Source organism: Bacillus cereus group sp. N24 (genome assembly GCF_016483345.1).
In the GTDB taxonomy this organism is placed as follows: domain Bacteria; phylum Bacillota; class Bacilli; order Bacillales; family Bacillaceae_G; genus Bacillus_A; species Bacillus_A toyonensis.
In genome coordinates this window covers 469,693-491,563 of record NZ_JAEHCA010000001.1, presented here as the reverse complement: position 1 = coordinate 491,563, position 21,871 = coordinate 469,693, and the positions used below count along the sequence as shown (strand labels likewise).

The following is a 21,871-nucleotide window of genomic DNA, read 5'->3' as shown; positions in this document are numbered from 1 at the left end:
GCTCATTTTAAGGGAGGAGGATAAATATGAAAGTATTTTTTAATTTAGCTTGGTTTTTTAAACAAGAGAAACGAGCGTACATAATCGGGATTATTATGTTATTTGGTGTCGCGCTTCTTGAACTTGTAGCCCCGAAAGTACTAGGTATTGTAGTAGATGAAATTAATAATGGAACATTAACATCTGAAAAATTGTTGAAGTGGGTTATTCTGTTAGTTGTTGTAGGGATTACTATGTACATATTGCGTTATTTGTGGCGTATTATGATTTTTGGATCTTCTTTAAAATTAGCCCGTCAATTACGAAAGAATTTATATGAACATTTTACAAAGATGAGTCCAACTTTCTATCAATCACGTCGTACAGGCGATTTGATGGCACATGCGACCAATGATATTCAGGCAATTCAGCAAACTGCTGGATCGGGTGTTTTAACACTTGTTGACTCATTAGCAGTTGGAGGATGTGTACTTGTAGCGATGGGGTTTACAATTAGTTGGAAGTTGACATTATTAAGTTTAATTCCGATGCCAATTGTAGCGATTTCTACAAATTATTATGGAACTTTATTGCATAGAAGATTTCATAAAGCGCAGCAATCGTTTTCTGAAATCAATGATAAAGTACAAGAAAGTATGAGTGGGATGAAGGTGATTCGCTCGCTTGGACAAGAGAAAGAGGATTTGGAAGCATTTCGGAAGAAATCAGAAGATGTCGTACATAAAAATATGTTAGTCGCGCGTATTGACTCGTTATTCGATCCAACGATTGCACTTATTGTCGGGTTTTCGTTTTTAATTGCAGTTTGTTACGGATCTTTATTAGTAGTACGGGGCGAATTAACTGTAGGAGAGCTAGTAACGTTTACAACATACTTAGGGACTCTTGTATGGCCAATGTTAGCTTTTGGATGGTTGTTTAATATTATGGAACGTGGACGCGCTTCGTATGATCGTGTGGAGAAAATACTTTCACAAACTTCAGATGTAGTAAATAAGGAAAACGCTATAAATACTATAGCAAGTGGTGATGTTTCATTTGCTATTGATTCATTTTCTTATAAGAAAAATGAACTATTAAACTTAAAAGATATTTATGTTAATTTAAGAAAAGGTGAAACGCTAGGTATTGTGGGACGTACCGGTGCAGGGAAGACGACGTTGTTAAAATGTTTAATTCGAGAATATGATCATTTTAATGGTGAATTAAAAGTTGGTGAACGGGATATTCGAGATGTAACACTTCATGGTGTACGTTCTGCAATTTCATACGTGCCGCAAGATCATTTTTTATTTTCAGCGAGTATTGGAGAGAACATTGCATTCGGAAAGGTCGATGCTACATATAAAGAAATTGCGCGTGCTGCTGAAATTGCTTGTATTCATAATGATATCGTTCAATTTTCAGAAGGGTATGATACGGTAGTAGGTGAAAGAGGTGTTTCACTATCAGGAGGTCAAAAACAGCGGATTTCAATTGCGCGTGCTTTATTAACGAATGCTGAAATTTTAATTTTAGATGATTGTTTATCAGCTGTCGATGCAAAAACAGAAGAAACTATATTATCCGCATTGAAACGGGAAAGAGCAGAAAAAACGACGATTATTACTGCACACCGTTTAAGTGCAATTCAGCATGCAAACATTATTCTTGTGATTGATGAAGGAGCGGTAGTGCAACGAGGAACACATGAACAATTGATGGGAGAAAATGGTTGGTATAAAGAAATGTACGAAAGCCAGCAACTAGAGGCGTTAGTAGAGAAAGGAGGCGTATGATGGCTGAGAAAAAGCGGAGTGATTTAAGAAGATTACTTTCTTATATGAGACCATATAAAAGGTTATTAGCATTAGCATTTTTATTCCTAGTTGGTGCAACTGTAACTGAAATGATGGGTCCTTTTTTAATTAAACAATTTCTTGATGAACATTTAGTACCGCGTAACTTTGATCAATCAGCACTTGTTACTCTATTTGTAGTGTATATAATTGCACATTTATTAAAAGTATTATTTACGTATTTAGATTTATTGTACTTTCAAAATATAGCTTTTAAGATTGTTCAAGATATGCGAGTTGAAGTGTATGAACACGTTCAAAAATTGTCATTAAGTTTCTTTGATCGTACGCCGATAGGTACACTCGTATCTCGCATAACAAATGATACGGAAGCGATTAAGGATTTTTATGTAAGTGTACTATCAACATTCGTAAAAAATGTAGTGTTTTTAGTAGGGATTTTAGTGGCGATGTTTTTATTAGATGTAAAATTAGCACTATTTTCTCTTATATTAATTCCAATTATGTTTGCTATTATGGTGCTATATCGCCGCAAAAGTGCAGCTTTTTATTTAGAAGTACGTAATCAATTAAGCGTATTAAATGCGAAGTTAAATGAGTCCATTCAAGGAATGAATATTGTTCAAGTATTCAGACAAGAAAAACGTATGAGAAAAGAATTTGAAGAAGTGAATAATAAACATTATAGTGCAGGACGACGCACGTTAAAGTTAGACGCATTACTTTTACGTCCAGCAACGGATTTAGTTCATATTGTAGCAATTGCATTAGTACTTGGTTTATTCGGAATTGACGCTTTAAAGAGTCCCGTTGAAGTAGGAGTTTTATATGCGTTTGTTAACTATATTCATCGTTTCTTCCAACCTGTAAATGAGATGATGATGAAATTATCATTTTTCCAACAGGCACTTGTTTCATCATCACGTGTATTTCATTTAATAGATGAGAAAGATTTAGCGCCGGTTCAAAAAGGGGATGGGAATCCTCAAGTAGTTAATGGAGATATTGAATTTAAAAATGTTACTTTTTCGTATGATGGAAAGCGTGATGTTTTAAAAAATGTATCTTTTCATGTGAAACAAGGGCAAACGGTTGCTTTTGTTGGGCATACTGGTAGCGGAAAAAGTACCATTATGAATTTACTAATGCGATTTTATAATATTAAGTCGGGAAACATTGTAATAGACGGTGTAGATTTAGAGAAATTTGAAGAACGAGAAATTAGAAAGAGAATAGGACTCGTATTGCAAGATGCATTTTTATTTGCAGGAAATGTAAAGCAAAATATTCGTATGTACAATGAAGAAATTACAGATGAAGAAGTAAAAGAAGCTGCGCAATTTGTGCAAGCCAATACGTTTATTGAAAAATTACCAAAGCAGTATGAAACAGAAGTAGTAGAAAGAGGAGCTGCATTTTCTAGTGGTCAACGACAATTAATTGCTTTTGCTAGAACGATAGCAACTAATCCGAAAGTGTTAGTATTAGATGAGGCAACAGCTAATATCGATACAGAAACAGAAGAGGCTATTCAAACAGCGTTGCAGCAAATGAGAAAAGGTAGAACGACGATAGCGATTGCTCACAGGTTATCTACAATTCAAGATGCAGATCAAATATTCGTTATGCATGATGGAGAGATAGTAGAAAGGGGAACACATCAAGAGTTACTGAGTGAGCAAGGGTTGTATTATAATATGTATTTACTACAAAATAAAGGAAGCTTGCAAAAGGCCTTGTAATATACAAGGTCTTTTTTACTTTGTATATAAAATATATTTACTCTTTGTTTTTATAGCATACATGTCGTGTCCATTTAGTAAAGTTGTACATATTGTATGTATACGGAATGAAAAAATTTGATAGGAGATTTTATATGCAAAACAGATCGAGTTCAAATGTTACGTTTATCGATGTGTCTCATTGGGAAGGGAGTATTGATTGGAATGCAGTGAAGGCATCTGGCATTCCAGCAGCATATGCAAAAGCGACAGAAGGTGTAAATTATCTTGATCCTACTTTTGTTCAAAATGTACAAGCGGCACGAAATGCGAATGTATTAATCGGTGCATACCATTTTGCACATCCAGAACAAAATGATGCAATTTCAGAAGCGAAATATTTTGTGAGTATATTACAAAGCAATCAAACAGACTTAATGCCAGTTCTAGATTTAGAGTCACCAACAGATCCGAGTAATAGTAATTTAACTGGTACCGCTATATCTAATTGGGCAAGAAGTTTCATAAATTATGTGAAACAGGCTACTGGAAAAAATGTAATGTTATATACAGGAGTTTGGTATATTAATGAGTTTGGAATTAACGGGTTAAGTGATATTCCACTTTGGATTGCTAGATATTCTAGTACACCGCCTGCTGATGCTGGTGGATGGACAGAGTGGACAGCGTGGCAATACACTGATTCTGGTCAAATTTCAGGTGTAGGAAATTGTGATGTATCAGCAGCAGTTTCATTAGAAGCTTTGCAAGGGAATGGATCGAGTGGTGGAGGGAATGTTTCTCCGCCTAATAATGCAACTCCAGTTTACGGTGTTGCTGTAATTAATGGCGATAATGTAAATTTACGGACTGGACCATCTTTACAATCTAGTGTAATTCGCCAGCTAAATCGAGGTGAATCATATGAAGTTTTGAGCGAACAAGATGGTTGGCTTGCTTTGGGTGGAAATGAATGGATATACTATGATTCGAGTTATATTCAGTATAAACATTATGTGGCGACTATTACTGGTGACAATGTGAATCTACGGGATGCTCCATCATTAAGTGGAAATGTTATAAGACAGTTACATCATGGTGAGGCATATCGAGTATGGTGTAAGCAAGATGGCTGGCTCGGATTAGGTGGAAATGAATGGATATATTATGATTCGAGTTATATTCAGTATGGTGTATAATAAAGTCAACGTAAAAGGTATCTCGCCTGAGATACCTTTTATCTCGCGATTTGCAGGCAGTAAGAATCTCGGCGAATGCGAGGAAGATAGGTGGGAGTTGCCCGTAAAAGGCCGATTGGTGAGGGCTAATAATGAGTGGGTGATAGAACAAAACACTGATTAAAGTGTCACTCTATGAAAAAAGTAATTTTCACAAGTTGTATATTAAAAGCATAGTATAATACAATGGGGATATTTATAAAAAATAATCAAAAATTGAAATAAAGGAGTAAAAATATGGATTATGTGCTAATAGGTGTAATTTTAATATTATTAGCTGCAGTATTCGTACTGTTTTATAAAAATAAACAGTTGGAATCAGAGAGCCAGCAGGTGGAATTTGAAAAAAAGCAAGCGATTGAAACGTATGAAAGTGAAATTGCAGCCACGGTTACAGAACATAAAGAGCAACAAAATACGTTAAAAAATATGGAACAGAAAAAGTATAATGATTTACAAGTTAGTACAGCTAGAGAACTTGAAAATATGCGTATGATGAAAAATCAATTAGCTATGCAACATAGTAAAGAACGTAGTGAAATGCAAGATAAACATAGTAATGAAATACATATGTTTCAAAAGTTAATTGCAGATTTACGAGAATATACTAAAAATAGCGCTGAAGTAAATACGCATGAAACATTACATTATATGAAGCAAGGATTTTTAGAACAAGAAATCATACAAGAAGATGAATTTCATATTATGCCGAATGTTTTTATTAGAGATAAACTTGGAATAAACGATATTCGAATCCATCATCTTATCTTATATAAAACTGGTATGTATTTACTTGAGACGAGAGAGTGGACAGGAAAATTAATTCATGGTGTAACGAAAGAGAATGCTAGTATATATTCATTTATGCTTGATGAAATAGGTAAGTATCAACAAGAAATTAAAAAAGAAGAGACACTTGAATGTATTACAGGTGAAGATTCGTTAACTATACAAGTGAAAAATGAAGGGAATCCAGTATATAAAGCGAAGAAACAATCTCAAATTTTATACAATTGTTTGAAAGAATTGCAAGTTGATATTGTAAAAGAAAACGTAAAGCCAATTGTATATTTTTATAATGAGAGTGGTAAAGAAGTACTAGATCTTTCTAATGAGGACACACCTAGATTAAAAGATAGGGAGCAAATCGTAGCGTTTTTCCAAAATGAAGTTTTAACAGGGGAAGTAATATATACAGCGCAAGAGTTACAAAAGATAAGAGAAATGCTTTGCCAGGTGAATTAAAAAGGGGGAGATTTTTCTGGGTGCTCTATTACATGGGATTTTGTATGTTTATTTTTGTTTGTATATAGTCATGTACATTGCGTTTATTTTCGTTATCGATATAGTTCATATGTCATTAAGTGTAAAGAGTATATTTGTAGTAGTTATGCCATTTATTTTATTAGTCATGATCCAAAGAGTCATCTTACGTGCTTCTACAAGTCGTAATAAAGAAAAGAAACAAATGTTACGTGTAATGATAGTAGGGATTATTCCATTAATAGTGTGTGCTGTACAATTAAGTATGAATGAGTACACTTCCAATTTTAATCGAGATCGGTGGTTAAATGACGAAGAGAAACGGGTACATATGGTAGATGATTTCATGCAAAAATATAAATTAATAGGGAAATCAAATGAAGAAATTACACAATTGTTAGGAACGCCTACTGAAACGAGAAATGAGGAAGAAGGGGTCATCACTTTGTACTATCTTGGGACAGAACGTGGCTTCATTCCAATAGATAGTGAACAGCTTATTTTCCAATTTGATAGAGATGGTAGAGTTTTGAAATATAAGGTACAGAGAGGGTAAAGAAACATAGAGAGAAGCTATATGTTATAGCTTCTTTTTATGTTTCAATATGTTATAGAAAGGGAATATGAATTTTGGATGGAATAAGGAATGAAAGTGGAGGTGATGCATATATATGGATGTATTGGGTTGTTTTTATCTCGCAAAAGCCTGGTTGATGAGGGCTAATAATCAGTGGGGGTGGCCAAAACCCCCACTGATTAAAGTGTCGCTTTATCATATTGTATAAATGAAAAGGAGGTAAGACGGTGAAGACGATACCGACTGAAGTCCTGAGTAAAGAATTGATGGAAAGAGAAGGTGTTATATCTATTACAGTAAAGGAATTTGAAAAGATAGAAGTAGCTGGAGTAGTCGTTGCTGGTCCTGCTGTTATTTTAATTAATCAAGATTGATTACATATTTTCAATATAGAAAAGTAGTGAAAGCATCCGGATAGGATGCTTTTTATTTGTATGGAAGAGGGCGTATAGTAGATAATTGGGATACTGGAGGGAGAGTATGTGGCAATTATTATAACGATGTTATTAATGGGTATTTTATTAGGATTTGTTGGAGCAGGGGGAGCTGGATTTATTATCGCGATACTCACTTTAGTATTTCATATTCCTATTCACGTTGCACTTGCAACATCTTTAACTGCTATGGCATTTACGACGTTATCTGGAGTTATAAGTCATTATCGTGAAGGAAATGTTGTACTTATGATAGGCGGGATTGTTGGTGGATTTGGAGCGCTTGGTTCTTATATCGGTTCAAAGTTTGGTTCGCTTATACCAGCACATCTTCTTCATTGGTTTACAGCTGGGATGTTATTTTTATCAGCAATTTTTATGTTTATTAAATTGATTATGTCTCGAAATAAGCAAAAGCCACCCTTATGTGGACAGAAAAAACTTTCAAAAAACAACTTGATGAAATGTATATGTTTAGGATTAGTTACTGGAATGTTGGCTGGTTCATTCGGGATTGGTTCAGCCCCTTTTATACAACTTGGATTAATGGTTCTTTTAGGATTAACGATACAGCAATCTGTAGGAACGACTATGCTTGTTATATTACCGATTGCAATTGGAGGCGGGATTGGATATAGTTCGGAAGGATATTTAGATTATATATTGTTATTGCAAGTATTAATTGGGACGATGTTAGGAGCATATATCGGTGCGAAGTTTACAAATTATGCACCACGCATGCTGTTGAGATTTTCAATGATTATGACGCCAGTTTTAGCCGGATGTATGTTATTGATGGAATAAAACTACTATAGCAAGGTATTAATATATTTTACGAATGAATTATATAAGTAATTCATATTTCCAATATAAAAGAATTTGCATTAATATTATGAGTATAAAGTTCGAGTATTCGAAGTACTACTTGAATTATATCCCTATCCCTTTTCTAAAAATGCGAACAAGTTTTGCCCTATTCTATTCAATACTTAATTGCATAGAAATATATTGTTCGATGACCATTATGGAACGTACATAATGGGAAAATCCCGATCCTTAAAGAGGATGCCCCTAATCTTCATGTGAAAATATGATCGGACAAGAAAGCTGGCCAACTGATGGTCAGCTTTCTTTTTGTTCTAAAACTATTTCTTCTTTAACCTCTGTTTGCAATAATAACGTTTTTCCAAAGCGACGTTTACATTCAGCCCGCACTTTTTGAATAGCTAGTAGTTGAGAAGTGGCGGGAACTGTGACGGTAGCTTGGCGAGGTTTTCGATTTTCTTCACAAAAGACACATTCCACAACATATTTAGAAATCATAATTTCATCCTTCCGTTTTTAATTTCTAAGAAGGGACTGCCTATGAAGTTGATGTATTCTTTCGTCACCGTTTTATTTTTTTCCTCTTTTTTCAAGGGGAAAATAAAAAAGAAGGCGAATTTTAGTAGGGGAGGGATGTTTATGGAGAGATGGATAGGTACGGCAGCTATATGTATGAATGACAGAAATGAAATTTTAATGGTGTTGCAAGGCAAAGAAGGGGAAGAAAAAAGGTGGTCTGTACCAAGTGGAGGACTTGAAAAGGGAGAAACACTAGAAGAATGTTGTATCAGGGAAGTTTGGGAGGAAACAGGCTACAATGTGGAAGTTGTAAATAAAATATACGAAAAAGAAGGTATTACATACGGAATTCCAGTGTATGTTCATTATTATTTTGTTAAAAAAATAGGCGGTAGTATGAAAATTCAAGATCCTGATGAGTTAATACATGAAATTGACTGGAAAGGGATACAGGAAGTTGAAAAATTATCGTTAGCTTTTCCGGAGGATTACGAGTTAATATGCCAATATATAAATGAAAAAGCAAGTATGTAAATACTTGCTTTTTAATGTATCCAAGATAAGAGAAGCGGAACGATAACTAAACTAGCACCCGCTGTTAAAAGCATGGATAAACTTGCGATTGTTCCTTCAACAGGGCCGATTTCGAATGCTTTTGATGTACCAGTTCCATTTGCGCTCGTTCCTAACATAATACCTTTTGCGAGCGCGGTTTTAATGCGGCAAATACGTATAAGGGAAGGGCCGAGTAATGCTCCTGTTAAGGCAGTTAAAACGACAAATACAGCTGTTAATTGTGACATGCCACCAATCATTTCTGAAATAGCCATTGCGATTGGTGTCGTTACAATATGCGGTGCTAAACTATGTTCTAGTGACGAATCAATTTGAAAATAATTTGCTAGTAGTGCCGAAGTAATAACTGATAAAAATGAACCAACGATGACGTTAAGTAAGATGGCGATTCCGTGTTTCTTTAATAAATCAAAGTATTTATAGATTGGCCATGCAAAAGCAACTGTTGCAGGTTTTAATAATTCTGTTAGCCATTGACCACCAGATTCATATGTTTCATAAGATGTGTCTAGTCCAAGCAATAAAGCGATTAAAATAATGGGACAGACAAGGAGAGGAGAAAGTAAGCTCCAATTCCAACGTTGATACATTTTTTTAGATATCCAATATGTCAATAGTGTTAATAGTAAACAAAGAAAGCCGATCATTGCGTTGATCCTTTCCGCTTAAGTAGCAATTCTGTTAATAGTCCTGTTACGAGAGTAACACAAAGTGTACTAATCATAATAATTAAAATGAGATCGATTCCATATTGTGATAGTGTATCTTTGTAACGAATAACAGCGACTGCAGAAGGAATAAAAAATAAAATAAGTTCTTTTAATAAAAAGTCTGCTCCGTCCTGTATCCACTCTTTTTTAACTAGGTTAAATTTTAATGAAATTAATAATAAAAAAATACCGATTATACTTCCTGGAACTGGGAGGTGTGCCTGTTTTGCGATCCATTCACCTGTCCAAGCGAAACAAAATAATAATAAAATTTGTCCACTTAACTTCCACCATTTCATACAGTAACCACCTCTTTCTTTTTTTACATAAAAATTGTAAAAAAGAATTAACAATTTCTACTATACGTTCATTCAAAATATTTGTCTAATATATAAATTATATGTTATTAATATATTAGACGTATTAATTGAAAGTGAAAAGGGTGTCTAAAATGGAATTACGGCATTTGCAATATTTTGTTGTTGTGGCAGAAGAGTTACACTTTGGACGAGCGGCTGCTCGTTTACAAATGACACAACCGCCACTTAGTCAACAAATTCAGCAATTAGAAAAAGAAATGGGAGTTCTGTTATTTTCAAGAACGAAGAGAAAGGTTGAATTAACAGAAGCAGGAGAAATGTTTTTAAAAGAAGTAAAAAAAGCGTTTGAGCAAATTGAAAAAGCAGTAGAAGTTGCACAAAGTGCGCAAAGGGGAGAAGTTGGATCACTCTCAATTGGTTTTGTAGGTGCGGCGATATATGATATTTTACCGTCTATCGTCAGGGAGTATAGAAAGAAATTTCCGAGAGTGTCTGTCGCATTACATGAATTATCTACACCAGATCAAGTGCATGCACTTCATGATAATCGTATTGATATTGGATTTTTACGGCCGCCAATTTCAACACAATTATTAGAGTTAGAACCAATTCAAAGGTTATCTTGTACTTTATGTTTGCCAAAGGCACATCCACTTGCAGAGAAAGATGAAATACATATAGAAGATTTACGCGATGAACCGTTTGTATTTATTACGAGACCAGTATGGCCGGCGTTGTATGATACAATTTTATCTCTTTGTCGAGAGGTTGGCTTTAGTCCCCAAATTGTACAAGAAGCAACAGAATATCAAACAGTTATGGGGCTTGTAGCAGCAGGGATTGGGATTACAGTAATCCCTGTATCGGCAAATAAATTATATAAAACAGAAGTTGTATATAAAGAGTTATATGATTCTAATTTTGTTGCAGAAATGTCGGTAGCTTATAAAAAAATGAATAGTAATCCAGAGCTGTTAGAGTTTTTAAAAATTGCAAGAGAGAAGAAACGAATAGAAGTAGAAGATGAGTAATATTAGTAACGGTAAATAGATTTAATTCGAATATATAAAAGTACACCTTATTAAACAATAAAACTGAAATGCAGCTTAAGTGCATTTCCGTTTTATTTTTCTTTTTTTAGCTCGATACTGAAAAGATAAACGTGTTCATTTTCTTTTAAGAGTAGGTCAATACCTGTTTCTTCATCAATTGTAGGGACGCTTACAGTTTCTTTACTTGTTTGGATTACAGTAGCTAAAATTGTTTTCTGATTATATCTTAAATTTTTTGCAGATTGAATTGTAGTAGTTACAGAACTATTTACACCTAGAGGTGCTTCTTCAGGAGCAAGCGTTGAACCACCGTCAATATTAATATACCATTGACCTTTTTCTTCTACATCTTTATCAAATTGGAAATGTGGTGGTATGAAAGAGAGTTTTATTTTCTTTTCTAGAAAATGTGATGAAGCGATGTTAGTAATCTCTTTTACTTTTTTACCATTTTGATAATAATCAATCGTAGCATTTATTTCATCTTTATCATTATTAAGTGTAACGTTATAAAACATACTATTTCCTTCTTGAATAGGCGTCATTTGTAAAATAGAAGACTGTTCCTTTGTTAACTTGTAAGCTTCTACAGAAGCAACTTCATTATTTTTTATTTGGTTACAACTAGTAAAGAAAAGTAAAGATAAGATAAATAATACGTTTATACGCATAGTATAAACCCTCCTCTTTTTACAATTATAATTTAAATATGAATAAATTCCCATTTGCCTTTCTAGGACTAAAGACTTAGAAAAGATTCAGATTATAGTGCGATGTTTGTAATGTCATATTTTTATACACTAGTAGTATAGAATGCGTATGTTATAAGGTAGGGGAAGAAATTTATGTCTTTATGTCGGTTAGCGAGAAAAAATATAAGAACATTTGCTGCCAAAAGGATAAAGCAATTCATGTGGATTGCCATGTGTACTGCAATTTTGTTTTTTATGATGTCGCTACAATTTAATGAACTAGCGGCTGGGAAAGTAGGGGCAACATTTTTGTTTCAAATGTGTTTTTACACGTTGTTTATTGTATTGATTTTTATATGTATTTTTATTACGTATAAAATGACGAATTCTCTTCTGCAAGTGAGGAGAGAGGAATTTAAATCTTATGTAGTAGGGAATATGAAAAGAAATGAAATACTATGTTTATTATGTCAGGAGCAATTATTCATTTATGGAGCAGCGTTTGTTTTCGGTCTAGTTCATGGGATGTTATTTTTGAAATTATTCACGATTATCTTTATGAAAATAGCAGGGATACAAGGAATAAATAGTGCACCAATTACAATATATGCAATAGCAGTTGTTAGTATAATTATGATGGCTGTCGTCGTATTATCGATGATGCAATGTTGTCGATTTGTTCGAAGTTTAAAAGACGGAAATTTGTTTCAGTTTGAGAAAAAGGCATGAGAAATCATGCCTTTTTCTATTTTACACATGAAAATAATCGTGTTAGAGTGAAAAGATCTGACAAAGAATGGGAAGGAAAGGTTGTATAGAATGACAAATGAACAATCAATTGTAAAAGTTGAGCGGTTAACGAAGCGAATCGGTTCAAAGACACTTGTAGAAAATATTAGTTTCGAAGTTAAAAAAGGTGAAGTTGTTGGCCTGCTAGGACCAAATGGTGCTGGAAAAACGACTTTAATGAGAATGATGGTCGGTATGATCCGTATGACAGAAGGTGAAGTATGGATTGATGGTCAATCTGTAAAACAGCAATTTGAAAAAACTGCTGCGAAAATTGGTGCAGTAATTGAGACACCGGAATTTTATCCTTTTTTGAGCGGCTACGAAAATTTAACATATTTCGGCCGAATGAATGGGAATGTGACAGAAGAACGTATCGATGAAGTAGTGAAATTGTTAGGAATGGGACAAGTAATTGACCGTAAAGTAAAAGCATATTCACTCGGTATGAGACAACGTTTAGGGATTGCTCAGGCGCTTATTCATAATCCAGATGTATTGGTACTAGATGAACCAACGAATGGACTAGACCCAAGTGGAATACATGAAATGAGAATGTACATAAAGAAAATTGCACATGAACAAGGAAAAGCAGTACTTGTATCTAGTCACTTACTTTCAGAAGTTGAATTAATGTGTGACAGAGTTATTATTATTCAACACGGAGAATATGTAGCGACGCAAAATATTCAGCATAGTCATAGTGAAGAGATGGAGACGATCCGTATACGTGTAGATGATGCAAATAAAGCAGCGGAAATGTTAGGATGTGATGTTGTAATAAAAGGTAATGATCTACTTATCAATGTAAAAGATGAAGAAATCCCAAATGTTATTCGTACTTTGCTTGAGAAAAATATTCAAGTTTATCGTGTATATGAAGAAAGAAAAACGTTAGAAGAGCAATTTTTAGAATTAACAGGGGGAAAAGATATTGTTTAATTTAGTGTATAACGAGCTGTATAAAATATTTAAGCGTAAAAGAACGATTATTCCTTTTGCGGTTATTGCAGTATTAATAATTGGATTAGGATGGGTTACGGTAAAGTATTTAGAACCAGAAACAAAGGGTTGGAAAGCAGATTATACAGAACGTACGGTAGAAATTGAGAAAAAGCTTGGTATGAAAAAAGAAGCTATTTTAGCAGAAAGGTCGGGGGACGAGCTTGTAAAGGAATATCAGCTTAAAATGAAGCATTTAGATACGGATATAGCACCAGCAAGCAGTTCTCCACTTTCTTTCATGAGAGATACAGGTTTTATCGTATTTCCAATTTTGCTTCCATTTATCCTCGTGTATGCAAGTACAATTTTTGCGAATGAATATAGCTGGGGAACATATAAATTTTTAACAATCCGTCCGGCGAGTCGATTTAAAATTTTAACAGCAAAATTTTTAGCAATCGTTATATTTGCAGCTTTATTGTTTATACTTAATATGATTTTCTCCGCTTTAAGTGGACTTGTTATTTATAAATTCCAACAGCCTGCATGGAGTGAATTTATTTTTCAAGATGGAAATATTATAAAACAAAATATTTTTGTGGAAGTAAGTAAATATTACATTTTATCGTGGTTGCCAACTCTTGTGTACGCAGCGTTTGCATTTATGATTTCTGTGTTAACAAGATCTAGTGGGGGCGCGATCGGTATTTCACTGTTTCTTGCTTTATCAGGAAATATTGCGTTACTAGCAGCAACTAGATATAATTGGGTGAAATATTTATTGCCGGCAAACACAGATTTATACGGTATTGCCAAGAATGGAAGTTTTATTGAAGGAGTAACCTTCCCATTTGCTTCATGTATGTTATTGCTGTATTTATTTGTATTTTTAAGTATTTCCTATACAGTATTTTTAAAACGCGATTTAACTTAATAAGAAAAGCCGTTAAATACCCCTTAACGGCTTTTTTCTATGAGAATTGTTTAAGAGCTTTTTCAGCTAGCACAGCAAAGTATTTTGCACTTATAGGGAGTGCTCGTTCATCAATTGTAAAAGAAGGATGATGCCACTCATGTGTACCGCTCGTTCCCATAAAGACGAATGAACCTGGTATTTCTTGTTGGTAAAAGGAGAAGTCTTCTCCGGCCATTGATGGGTTAGGAGAAATAATATTTAAATTCATTTTTTCGGCAACTTGAGTAGATAAGTCGGTTAGAGATGTATCGTTATGAACAGCAGGAGGACCTGAATAAAAATGGAATTCTGTTTTTACGCCTAATGCATCAGAAACTCCTTTAATAATACGTTCCATTAAAGCTGGTATCTTTTCTCGTGTTTCATTTTGGAATGTACGAACTGTTCCTTCTAATGTTGCTTTTTCAGGAATAACGTTCCACGTATTTCCTGAATGAATGTTTGTAACACTTACAACGGCATTATGTGAAGAGCTAATATTTCGGCTTACAATTGTTTGTAGTGCCATAACAATTTGAGAGGATGCGACGATAGGATCAACACCAGCATCTGGTACAGCTGCGTGCGTCCCGACACCTTGAATTTCAATTTCAAATCGATCTACTCCAGCCATCAGTGGGCCATCTTTAATGCCAATTGTACCTACTGGTAAATCAGGTTTATTATGCATACCGAAAATAGCTTGCACATCATGTAAATGTCCAGCTTCAATAACTTTGCAAGCACCATTGCTACTTTCTTCAGCTGGTTGGAATATAAAGCGAACCGTTCCATTTAGGGAAGATTCCTTTTCTTTTAATAAGAAAGCTGTACCTAAAATAGCTGCTGTATGAAAATCATGTCCGCAAGCATGCATTTTACCTTGAATTTTTGAAGTGTATGGTAAGTTTGTTTCTTCTTGAATAGGAAGGGCATCAATATCAGCACGAATTGCTATAATTGGACCATTTTGATTACCAGAAATTTCAGCGATAATTCCTGTTTTTAAATTGGAATCAATAATAGTAATATTTGCTTCTTCTAACCAATTTTGTATCGCTTTTGTTGTTTCAAACTCTTCATATGATAGTTCTGGATATTCATGTAAATGTCGGCGAATGGAAATAAGTTTTTCTGCTAGTTGATTTGGAATAGATGCCACGTATTATGCCCTCTTTCTTAAGCGAAGTATTTACTATAAGTATACAACAATAAAAGAGAGGATTCTCAAATGAAAATCCTCTCTCGTTAATGCCCGACTGGTGTGAGTTAATAATCAGTGGGGATGAACAAAATCCCCACTGATTAAAGTTTCACTTTATGCTGCCACTTTTTTATGTGTATGATGTTTTTGATAACGTCCACGCATTGCATATGCAATTTGCGGAATTGCAATACCGATTAAAATAAGTGATACACCTACCCACTGTGAAGATAGTACAGCTTCTTTTAAAACGAATACAGACATAATTGTTGTAACTGGTAGCTCTGCTGCACCAAGAATAGTCGCTAAGCCAGAACCGATTTTTGGAATACCAATTGTAAAGGCAATAGACGGAATAACGATACTAAATATTCCTAATCCTAAGCCGTATTTCCAAAGTCCTTGAGAAATGGCACCGTTCATAATAAATGTTGGTGGGAATACGATCATAACTAAAGTTAAAGCTCCAGCCATTAACAGGACACCACGTGGTAATGAAGGTACTTCAACAGCAACTTTTCCGCTCACAAAAATGTATGTTGCAAATGTAATTGCAGATAATAGCCCTAAAATGATTCCTGTTGTATCGAAAGTACCTGCCGATTTTTCCAGTAAACCACTTGATAAAAATGTACCTACAAGTAAGAAAATAACCGAAATAACTTTTTCTCTTGAAGGTAATGTTTTTGTTACAATAGCTTCAATAATAATACCGACCCAAACGAATTGGAACAAAAGAATAATTGCGATAGAAGCTGGTACAGTTTTTAATGAAGCATAATAAAAAATTCCAGTAAAACTTGCAGATGTTCCTGCAACGAATAAAATTAATGCTTGTTTTAATGGAACGCGGTGTCTAGAAAATAGAAGTGTAATAGCGAGCAAAATAATCCAACCGAACAAATATTGGCTGCCAATTACCTCTCCAAGTGAAAATCCTTCTGCATATGCAAGTTTAACAAAAATAGCTAAAATTCCATAACTACACGCTCCTAATAAAACTAAAAGAGAATAACGAAGCATGAAAAATTCCTCCCATCTATGTGAAGTTGTTCCGTAACGAAAATATATCTAGAGGGAAGTATACAAAATTAAAAATGTAGGGTCAAATAAAAGAAAAGTGCGACATTTTATAGAATAATAATAAAAGTATGATATTTATGCATAATCTTGAAATTGTTAATTATAAAAGTATTGTAAAATCAGCTTTGTATTGTATAAAGACAGCATTTGAAAAAAATATTTTTTAAATCAATATGTATATAAACGTACGTATACGTGATAATCATTTGAGAAACTATGTTACCTTTGTTATGTTAATAACAATTAAAGGAGTTTCCTAATCCAATTGAGATTTTTCTATATAATAGAAGGAAATGAAAACGTTTTATTAGAAACTGTGAGAAAGAGTGGTTTTTCTTATTACCACGTTGTAAAAGTGAGTTCACGAATTGTTCATAGTATTTTTATGTGTTTTTGCTACAATATGTAAGGAGAGGAGTGGAATTATGCAAGATATTAGTATTTTTTTAGCGTTTGGCGCTGGGTTCTTATCATTTATTTCCCCATGTTGCTTACCGCTTTATCCGGCATTTTTATCGTACATAACAGGTATGTCGGTTTCTGAATTGAAAGAAGAAAATGCAATGCTTCGCAAAAGAAGTATGATACATACAGCGTTTTTCTTACTTGGATTTTCAATTATATTTATTGCAATTGGATTTGGTACAAGTTTTATCGGAGGAATCTTTACAGATTATAAAGATTTAATTAGACAGCTAGGTGGTATATTTATCATCGTGTTCGGTCTTATTATTGTTGGGGTATTTAAGCCGAAGTTTTTAATGCAAGATCGTAAATTTACATTTAAAAATCGTCCGAGTGGCTATTTTGGATCAGTTCTAATTGGATTGGCCTTTGCTGCAGGATGGACGCCATGTACTGGACCTATTTTAGTGTCCGTAATTGGATTAGCAGCAACAAACCCAGAATCAGCAATGATTTATATGATTGCTTACATACTTGGATTTGCTATCCCATTTTTCGTACTTTCATTCTTTATTACGAAAATGTCTTGGATTAAAAGAAATAGTATGGCCTTTATGAAAGTCGGAGGATACATTATGATTGTCATGGGTATCTTCTTATACTTTAATTGGATGACGAAAATTATCGTATATTTCTCAAGTTTATTTGGTGGTTTTACCGGTTTTTAGTATTATTCTGTGAAAATGTTGGAAATACTAACGGAAAAGCATATAATGAAAGTATATTTTGCATATAGCCACAAAAAAGGATGAGAAAATATGAACATAGTTCTTTTATCAAGTATCGTTGCTGTTTGTATGGCTGTCGGTGCGATGTTTATTCGTTTAAAAGCAGCTAAGAAACCTGCAACATTGAAAAAAATTATACTTCCGCCATTTTTTATGAGTACGGGAGCATTGATGTATGTTTTTCCTGAATTTCGATTAACTCCAGCAGAAATGTTAGAAGCAATTGGTGTTGGTTTGATTTTCTCTATTTTTCTTATTAAAACATCTAAATTTGAAATTAGAGGACAAGAGATTTACTTGAAGCGTTCAAAAGCATTTGTTTTTATATTAATTGGATTACTTGTAGTACGGATTGTATTTAAAACATACTTAAGTCAATCTCTTGATTTAGGACAACTTAGCGGCATGTTCTTCTTACTTGCGTTTGCGATGATTGTATCGTGGAGAATTGCGATGTACCGTTCCTTTACGAAATTACAGAAGGAAATGGAAAAAGAAGATGGTTTTTATAATGAAAAAGATATGAAGCTAACTTAAAACTGTATATGTATAAAATAAAAAAGACAGCGTCAAAGGCGCTGTCTTTTTTATCGAAAATAATGTGAAGTTATTTTGCGAGTAAAGACTTGTAGTTTGAATAATCAATCTCTTTTTCTTGTAGCTTTTTTACTAAAAATTTATGATCACGCTTTGGTGTGGCAATAATATATCCTTTAATAATTAAGTCTTGTGTAATTTGAGAGGCATTTTCTTGTAATGCAAGTTCTCCAATTTTACCAGCGATTTTGGATTTGGCAACGTCGCGAAATAGTTCTGGAACAGGACTTACAAGCTCTTCTAGCAATTGTTTTTGTTCGTCAGCCCATAAATGTCTCGTTTTATTTATGTAGTGTTCTTCCCAATCTAAAATGGACATACCATCTTCTTTTGGTAATCGTTTTAAAAATTTTCTGAACATAAAGTATCCACCGATAGACATAAGTCCTAATAAAATGACAGTCCATAATACAATGAACCAACTGAACCATCCTTCGAGCAAGTATATCCCCCCCTTAAATGATTTCGATTTTCTTTTATTCATATTATAAACATTGAGATTCATAGAAAGCAAGAACGCTTGGTCATTTTGACCAAGCGTAATCATTTAAACAAAGTATAGTTGTTCAACACATAAATTATTATTATCGTCTTCAACATACTCAATAATAAGTGTGCCAACTTTACGATCTTTATCTTCAGTTGTGAAAATAGAGTAAGAAGTAAAACGTGCTGTTGATAGGCCGCTTATATGTGTAGGTAAAGAAATGTAGTCGTTATCGCGGAAGAATTCCATTAGTTCAATATCTTCAAATTCTTTTCGGTCAACTTGTTTGTTTGTATAGCGGCGTTGAAGTTGTTTTAAAGATTCATTCCAAGAAATTGCTTTTGTGTCGTATACCATTGTTCTATCTCCTTACTGTATGTAATCGTTAAGAACATACGTTCTAATCTAGTATACTCTTTTTATTAGAAAAGGGAAAGCAAAAAATAATGTAAGCTTGGATTTCCAAGCTTACATTATTTTTGCGTTCGTCATAATCTCTATCTTTTATTATAAGTTACATAAGAATAAGAAACAAGATGATATATATTTTGTTGATAGTTTTCAAAATTCTGTATATTATCAATATATTATATGGAAAGGGAATGAGTGGGATGGCATATGTAATTTCACTACAAGGACCGATGGCAAGTGGGAAAACAACAGTAGCTAAAAGGCTAGAGCAACATGGGTTATCGGTTATATATGAAAATCCATATCGAATTGTAGAAAGGCGAAAAGAATTAAATTTAGATATGAATTCAAAAGATGGTTTTATAACAAATCAAAAAATGTTCATTGAAGCAAAAATAAAAGAGTTTCAAAATATCCAGGAATCAACGGTGATTTTTGATCGTGGGCCAGAAGATATTGAGTTCTATACACTTTTTTATCCGAAATTAATAGGAAAAGAGTGGGATATAGAAACAGAATTGCAAGATGATTTATGTGAACTAAGAAAATGCCGTTCGGATGCAATTTTTTATTTAGACGTTTCGAAAGAGAATGTATATGATAGAAAAAATAATGATAGGGTAAGAAACCGAAGTACATTTGAAGAACAACTTAAATTAGTAGAAACTGAAAAAGAATGGTATAAACAATTTCCTGTAACTTATGTGGACACGAATGCATTATCAGTGGACGAATTAGAAGCATATTTTATACGATGGCTAAAGGAGAGAGGGCTATGAAGAAAATATTATTATTCGTATACCCAACATTTGCGGAGTTTGAAATAACGGTAGCAACGGCATTGCTGAAAAATAAATATGAAATCATTACAGCAGGTTTAACTAAGGAACTGGTTATAAGTGAAACGGGGTTGCAAGTGCAGCCGCATATAGAATTAAGTGAAGTGCGTGTAGATGAGTATGAGGGGATACTTATTCCAGGTGGAGAAGAAGTACAGTTGAAAGATGCAAAACCTCTTTTTTCAATCATTCAGCAATTTTATGAACAGGAAAAATTAGTGGCAGCAATTTGTGCTGGACCGTATGCATTGGCAAAGGCAGGCTTATTGAAAGGGGGATCTTATACAGCGACCATAGATTATAAAAGATTCGATTGTTTTCCAGTAGAAAATTTCGTGTATAAAGAAGTTGTGCAGCACTCAAATATCATTACAGCACAAGGGCATGCATTTGTACCATTCGGAATAGCGATTGCTTCTTATTTTGGAGTAGCAGACGAACATAATACAAATTTTTATTGTGGTAAAGGCAATGTAGTGATGGAGAAACTTTTATGAGAAAACGTGTAAAAGCTAGCATTTGCTAGCTTTTTTCTTTTTTACATCGATAAATCGCTACCGTTTTCGGATCATGCCATATACCGTTATGAAGTGATAATTCATTTTCTATTTCTTTTTGTAGCCATTCCTTCATTTCGGCGTGAAGATACATATTGTCTGGTATATTCAGTGATGGGAACATGCTAGAAATATAGTTTACGATCGGAGTAGCGTGATGAAAAACGAGTGCATTATGAATAACTGTTTCTGCAACAGTTGGAAAAACAGATTGTAATATCTCCTTACCATTTTCTAAACAAAATGGAGCAACCGCTGCTGAAGTTTGCGGTAAATCAAATGCGGCTAACATCTTGTTACACATTTCAACTATACGAGGTAATGAAACGTTAGAATTTGTTGTAGCTAAAAGTGTACCGCCAGGACGAATGACTTTATAAAAGTCTTGAATGGTTCTTTTTACATCTTTCACGTGGTATAACATATGTCTTGCGATTATCCAGTCATAACAATTATCTTCGAATGGAAGTTTACTAGCATCACCCTGTTTTCATTCAATTCTAGTACTTTTTTTAGCGGCTTCAGAAAGCATGGCTTTCGATTGATCAAATCCGGTTAATTGGCCTTTATGACCGTTAGTTTGTAAAAGGGAAAGGAATTTTCCGCTCGCGCACCCAACTTCTAATATGTTTTCTTTTCCTTGAAGTTGTAAATGTTCAAGGACGACTTCATCTAAATTCACTTGTTTCTCTTCGAAACGTTTATGCGTATGGATACGTGTTTGTAAATGGTTGCTGACGCTGTATTGGCGTTTTACATCATTCATTTTTTCGGATTCCACCTTCGTGCAAAATTGCTGAATCGCATGTGTTAATACATCTGTCTTCTTTAAGCCTTCGTAATGGAGTGCTGCTTCAAACCTTTCAAGTAAATTTTCTTCAATTCGAAAATGAATATCTTTTCGTTTCGCCACTGAAAACTCGCATCTTTTCATCTGTTAGTGAAAATATAGCATGCCTGGAAATTTTTTGTAAATAATTTGTGTACACAAAATTAGGGGAGGTGAAAAAATGTTTGAATATGAGTTTAAACTATTGACGATTTAACCGTTTTCATTTATTCTTAAATTAAGAAATATTCAAATA

At 33.9% G+C, this 21,871-nt stretch carries 25 protein-coding genes and 1 pseudogene; 17 read left to right on the top strand and 9 right to left on the bottom strand.

Features of this window, described 5'->3' with window-relative positions; genetic code table 11:
• Nucleotides 1-26: 26 nt before the first annotated feature.
• From JDS95_RS02415 to JDS95_RS02385, 7 genes are all read left to right on the top strand, one after another.
• Nucleotides 27-1,778: an ABC transporter transmembrane domain-containing protein gene (locus JDS95_RS02415; RefSeq protein ID WP_000862305.1), complete on the top strand. Its 1,752-nt coding sequence runs from the start codon at nucleotides 27-29 to the stop codon at nucleotides 1,776-1,778.
• On the top strand, nucleotides 1,778-3,541 hold the full coding sequence (locus tag JDS95_RS02410; RefSeq protein ID WP_000818434.1) for an ABC transporter ATP-binding protein: 1,764 nt from the start codon (nucleotides 1,778-1,780) through the stop codon (nucleotides 3,539-3,541). Before JDS95_RS02415 ends, JDS95_RS02410 begins: the two co-directional genes overlap by 1 nt.
• Before the next feature lie 134 nt (nucleotides 3,542-3,675).
• Nucleotides 3,676-4,719 (top strand): GH25 family lysozyme, encoded by a 1,044-nt coding sequence (locus JDS95_RS02405; protein ID WP_001181410.1) that lies wholly within the window; start codon nucleotides 3,676-3,678, stop codon nucleotides 4,717-4,719.
• 276 nt (nucleotides 4,720-4,995) lie between these two features.
• Nucleotides 4,996-6,003: a nuclease-related domain-containing protein gene (locus tag JDS95_RS02400; RefSeq protein ID WP_000386797.1), complete on the top strand. Its 1,008-nt coding sequence runs from the start codon at nucleotides 4,996-4,998 to the stop codon at nucleotides 6,001-6,003.
• Nucleotides 6,004-6,073: 70 nt separating this feature from the next.
• Entirely contained in the window at nucleotides 6,074-6,577 is a 504-nt protein-coding gene (locus tag JDS95_RS02395; protein WP_085450507.1) for a hypothetical protein, read from the top strand.
• Nucleotides 6,578-6,825: 248 nt separating this feature from the next.
• Complete coding sequence (locus tag JDS95_RS02390; RefSeq protein WP_000849372.1) at nucleotides 6,826-6,972, top strand: BC1881 family protein; 147 nt, start codon at nucleotides 6,826-6,828, stop codon at nucleotides 6,970-6,972.
• Between the two features lie 108 nt (nucleotides 6,973-7,080).
• Nucleotides 7,081-7,836, top strand: a complete 756-nt coding sequence (locus JDS95_RS02385; protein ID WP_000974640.1) for a sulfite exporter TauE/SafE family protein — start codon at nucleotides 7,081-7,083, stop codon at nucleotides 7,834-7,836.
• A 318-nt stretch (nucleotides 7,837-8,154) separates the two neighbouring features.
• Here the strand turns inward: JDS95_RS02385 and JDS95_RS02380 are convergent, their stop codons facing one another.
• Nucleotides 8,155-8,355, bottom strand: coding sequence for a DUF3903 domain-containing protein (locus tag JDS95_RS02380; RefSeq protein ID WP_000624210.1), 201 nt, complete (start codon nucleotides 8,353-8,355; stop codon nucleotides 8,155-8,157).
• Between the two features lie 141 nt (nucleotides 8,356-8,496).
• On the opposite strand from JDS95_RS02380, the gene JDS95_RS02375 reads away from it, so the two are divergent.
• A complete protein-coding gene (locus JDS95_RS02375; protein ID WP_000442987.1) occupies nucleotides 8,497-8,910 on the top strand; it encodes an NUDIX hydrolase in 414 nt (137 codons plus the stop codon).
• A gap of 11 nt (nucleotides 8,911-8,921) precedes the next feature.
• Here JDS95_RS02375 and JDS95_RS02370 read toward each other — a convergent pair whose 3' ends face one another.
• The gene (locus JDS95_RS02370; protein ID WP_199690198.1) at nucleotides 8,922-9,599 is read right to left on the bottom strand and encodes an LrgB family protein; all 678 of its coding nucleotides are present in this window, start codon (nucleotides 9,597-9,599) and stop codon (nucleotides 8,922-8,924) included.
• Nucleotides 9,596-9,961, bottom strand: coding sequence for a CidA/LrgA family holin-like protein (locus JDS95_RS02365; protein ID WP_000872363.1), 366 nt, complete (start codon nucleotides 9,959-9,961; stop codon nucleotides 9,596-9,598). Before JDS95_RS02365 ends, JDS95_RS02370 begins: the two co-directional genes overlap by 4 nt.
• 152 nt (nucleotides 9,962-10,113) lie before the next feature.
• Between JDS95_RS02365 and alsR the strand changes: the two genes are divergently transcribed.
• Entirely contained in the window at nucleotides 10,114-11,013 is a 900-nt protein-coding gene (gene alsR / locus JDS95_RS02360; RefSeq protein ID WP_000423218.1) for an acetoin biosynthesis transcriptional regulator AlsR, read from the top strand.
• Between the two features lie 92 nt (nucleotides 11,014-11,105).
• Here alsR and JDS95_RS02355 read toward each other — a convergent pair whose 3' ends face one another.
• On the bottom strand, nucleotides 11,106-11,705 hold the full coding sequence (locus JDS95_RS02355) for a hypothetical protein (protein ID WP_001222410.1): 600 nt from the start codon (nucleotides 11,703-11,705) through the stop codon (nucleotides 11,106-11,108).
• Nucleotides 11,706-11,879: 174 nt separating this feature from the next.
• Between JDS95_RS02355 and JDS95_RS02350 the strand changes: the two genes are divergently transcribed.
• The 3 genes from JDS95_RS02350 (at nucleotide 11,880) to JDS95_RS02340 (ending at nucleotide 14,394) form a co-directional block, all read left to right on the top strand.
• Nucleotides 11,880-12,455: an FtsX-like permease family protein gene (locus JDS95_RS02350; protein ID WP_000050603.1), complete on the top strand. Its 576-nt coding sequence runs from the start codon at nucleotides 11,880-11,882 to the stop codon at nucleotides 12,453-12,455.
• Between the two features lie 90 nt (nucleotides 12,456-12,545).
• Nucleotides 12,546-13,457, top strand: a complete 912-nt coding sequence (locus JDS95_RS02345; RefSeq protein ID WP_000180635.1) for an ABC transporter ATP-binding protein — start codon at nucleotides 12,546-12,548, stop codon at nucleotides 13,455-13,457.
• Nucleotides 13,450-14,394, top strand: coding sequence for an ABC transporter permease (locus JDS95_RS02340; RefSeq protein WP_000482779.1), 945 nt, complete (start codon nucleotides 13,450-13,452; stop codon nucleotides 14,392-14,394). The genes JDS95_RS02345 and JDS95_RS02340 overlap by 8 nt, the downstream gene beginning before the upstream one ends.
• Before the next feature lie 37 nt (nucleotides 14,395-14,431).
• Here JDS95_RS02340 and JDS95_RS02335 read toward each other — a convergent pair whose 3' ends face one another.
• Nucleotides 14,432-15,577: a M20 peptidase aminoacylase family protein gene (locus JDS95_RS02335; RefSeq protein ID WP_000146705.1), complete on the bottom strand. Its 1,146-nt coding sequence runs from the start codon at nucleotides 15,575-15,577 to the stop codon at nucleotides 14,432-14,434.
• 156 nt (nucleotides 15,578-15,733) lie between these two features.
• Nucleotides 15,734-16,642, bottom strand: a complete 909-nt coding sequence (locus tag JDS95_RS02330) for an EamA family transporter (protein ID WP_000947023.1) — start codon at nucleotides 16,640-16,642, stop codon at nucleotides 15,734-15,736.
• 319 nt (nucleotides 16,643-16,961) lie between these two features.
• Here JDS95_RS02330 and JDS95_RS31785 point away from each other — a divergent pair, with 319 nt between their 5' ends.
• The 3 genes from JDS95_RS31785 to JDS95_RS02320 all read left to right on the top strand — a co-directional run bounded on the left by JDS95_RS31785 (nucleotide 16,962) and on the right by JDS95_RS02320 (nucleotide 18,432).
• Nucleotides 16,962-17,111, top strand: coding sequence for a peptidase T (locus tag JDS95_RS31785; RefSeq protein ID WP_073990665.1), 150 nt, complete (start codon nucleotides 16,962-16,964; stop codon nucleotides 17,109-17,111).
• A 16-nt stretch (nucleotides 17,112-17,127) separates the two neighbouring features.
• Nucleotides 17,128-17,835: a cytochrome c-type biogenesis protein CcdA gene (gene ccdA / locus JDS95_RS02325; protein WP_001152675.1), complete on the top strand. Its 708-nt coding sequence runs from the start codon at nucleotides 17,128-17,130 to the stop codon at nucleotides 17,833-17,835.
• A gap of 90 nt (nucleotides 17,836-17,925) precedes the next feature.
• Complete coding sequence (locus JDS95_RS02320) at nucleotides 17,926-18,432, top strand: CcdC family protein (protein ID WP_001028440.1); 507 nt, start codon at nucleotides 17,926-17,928, stop codon at nucleotides 18,430-18,432.
• Between the two features lie 70 nt (nucleotides 18,433-18,502).
• Here JDS95_RS02320 and JDS95_RS02315 read toward each other — a convergent pair whose 3' ends face one another.
• Nucleotides 18,503-18,934, bottom strand: coding sequence for a DUF2621 domain-containing protein (locus JDS95_RS02315; protein ID WP_000889376.1), 432 nt, complete (start codon nucleotides 18,932-18,934; stop codon nucleotides 18,503-18,505).
• A 105-nt stretch (nucleotides 18,935-19,039) separates the two neighbouring features.
• Nucleotides 19,040-19,336 carry a hypothetical protein gene (locus JDS95_RS02310; protein ID WP_000262403.1) on the bottom strand — a complete coding sequence of 99 codons (297 nt, stop codon included), beginning with the start codon at nucleotides 19,334-19,336 and terminating at the stop codon, nucleotides 19,040-19,042.
• 245 nt (nucleotides 19,337-19,581) lie between these two features.
• Between JDS95_RS02310 and JDS95_RS02305 the strand changes: the two genes are divergently transcribed.
• A complete protein-coding gene (locus JDS95_RS02305; protein ID WP_002044465.1) occupies nucleotides 19,582-20,169 on the top strand; it encodes an AAA family ATPase in 588 nt (195 codons plus the stop codon).
• On the top strand, nucleotides 20,166-20,726 hold the full coding sequence (locus JDS95_RS02300; RefSeq protein WP_000722206.1) for a DJ-1/PfpI family protein: 561 nt from the start codon (nucleotides 20,166-20,168) through the stop codon (nucleotides 20,724-20,726). The genes JDS95_RS02305 and JDS95_RS02300 overlap by 4 nt, the downstream gene beginning before the upstream one ends.
• A 25-nt stretch (nucleotides 20,727-20,751) precedes the next feature.
• On the opposite strand, the pseudogene JDS95_RS02295 reads toward JDS95_RS02300, so the two are convergent.
• Nucleotides 20,752-21,699: pseudogene (locus tag JDS95_RS02295) on the bottom strand (class I SAM-dependent methyltransferase).
• Nucleotides 21,700-21,871 lie beyond the last annotated feature (172 nt).

Bases quoted from the DNA above. Each gene is read 5' to 3' on its own strand.
- JDS95_RS02415 (WP_000862305.1), top strand. From the start codon at position 27: ATGAAAGTATTTTTTAATTTAGCTTGGTTTTTTAAACAAGAGAAACGA.
- JDS95_RS02410 (WP_000818434.1), top strand. From the start codon at position 1,778: ATGGCTGAGAAAAAGCGGAGTGATTTAAGAAGATTACTTTCTTATATG.
- JDS95_RS02405 (WP_001181410.1), top strand. From the start codon at position 3,676: ATGCAAAACAGATCGAGTTCAAATGTTACGTTTATCGATGTGTCTCAT.
- JDS95_RS02400 (WP_000386797.1), top strand. From the start codon at position 4,996: ATGGATTATGTGCTAATAGGTGTAATTTTAATATTATTAGCTGCAGTA.
- JDS95_RS02395 (WP_085450507.1), top strand. From the start codon at position 6,074: ATGTACATTGCGTTTATTTTCGTTATCGATATAGTTCATATGTCATTA.
- JDS95_RS02380 (WP_000624210.1), bottom strand. From the start codon at position 8,355: ATGATTTCTAAATATGTTGTGGAATGTGTCTTTTGTGAAGAAAATCGA.
- JDS95_RS02375 (WP_000442987.1), top strand. From the start codon at position 8,497: ATGGAGAGATGGATAGGTACGGCAGCTATATGTATGAATGACAGAAAT.
- JDS95_RS02370 (WP_199690198.1), bottom strand. From the start codon at position 9,599: ATGATCGGCTTTCTTTGTTTACTATTAACACTATTGACATATTGGATA.
- JDS95_RS02365 (WP_000872363.1), bottom strand. From the start codon at position 9,961: ATGAAATGGTGGAAGTTAAGTGGACAAATTTTATTATTATTTTGTTTC.
- alsR (WP_000423218.1), top strand. From the start codon at position 10,114: ATGGAATTACGGCATTTGCAATATTTTGTTGTTGTGGCAGAAGAGTTA.
- JDS95_RS02355 (WP_001222410.1), bottom strand. From the start codon at position 11,705: ATGCGTATAAACGTATTATTTATCTTATCTTTACTTTTCTTTACTAGT.
- JDS95_RS02350 (WP_000050603.1), top strand. From the start codon at position 11,880: ATGTCTTTATGTCGGTTAGCGAGAAAAAATATAAGAACATTTGCTGCC.
- JDS95_RS02345 (WP_000180635.1), top strand. From the start codon at position 12,546: ATGACAAATGAACAATCAATTGTAAAAGTTGAGCGGTTAACGAAGCGA.
- JDS95_RS02330 (WP_000947023.1), bottom strand. From the start codon at position 16,642: ATGCTTCGTTATTCTCTTTTAGTTTTATTAGGAGCGTGTAGTTATGGA.
- ccdA (WP_001152675.1), top strand. From the start codon at position 17,128: ATGCAAGATATTAGTATTTTTTTAGCGTTTGGCGCTGGGTTCTTATCA.
- JDS95_RS02320 (WP_001028440.1), top strand. From the start codon at position 17,926: ATGAACATAGTTCTTTTATCAAGTATCGTTGCTGTTTGTATGGCTGTC.
- JDS95_RS02310 (WP_000262403.1), bottom strand. From the start codon at position 19,336: ATGGTATACGACACAAAAGCAATTTCTTGGAATGAATCTTTAAAACAA.
- JDS95_RS02305 (WP_002044465.1), top strand. From the start codon at position 19,582: ATGAGTGGGATGGCATATGTAATTTCACTACAAGGACCGATGGCAAGT.
- JDS95_RS02300 (WP_000722206.1), top strand. From the start codon at position 20,166: ATGAAGAAAATATTATTATTCGTATACCCAACATTTGCGGAGTTTGAA.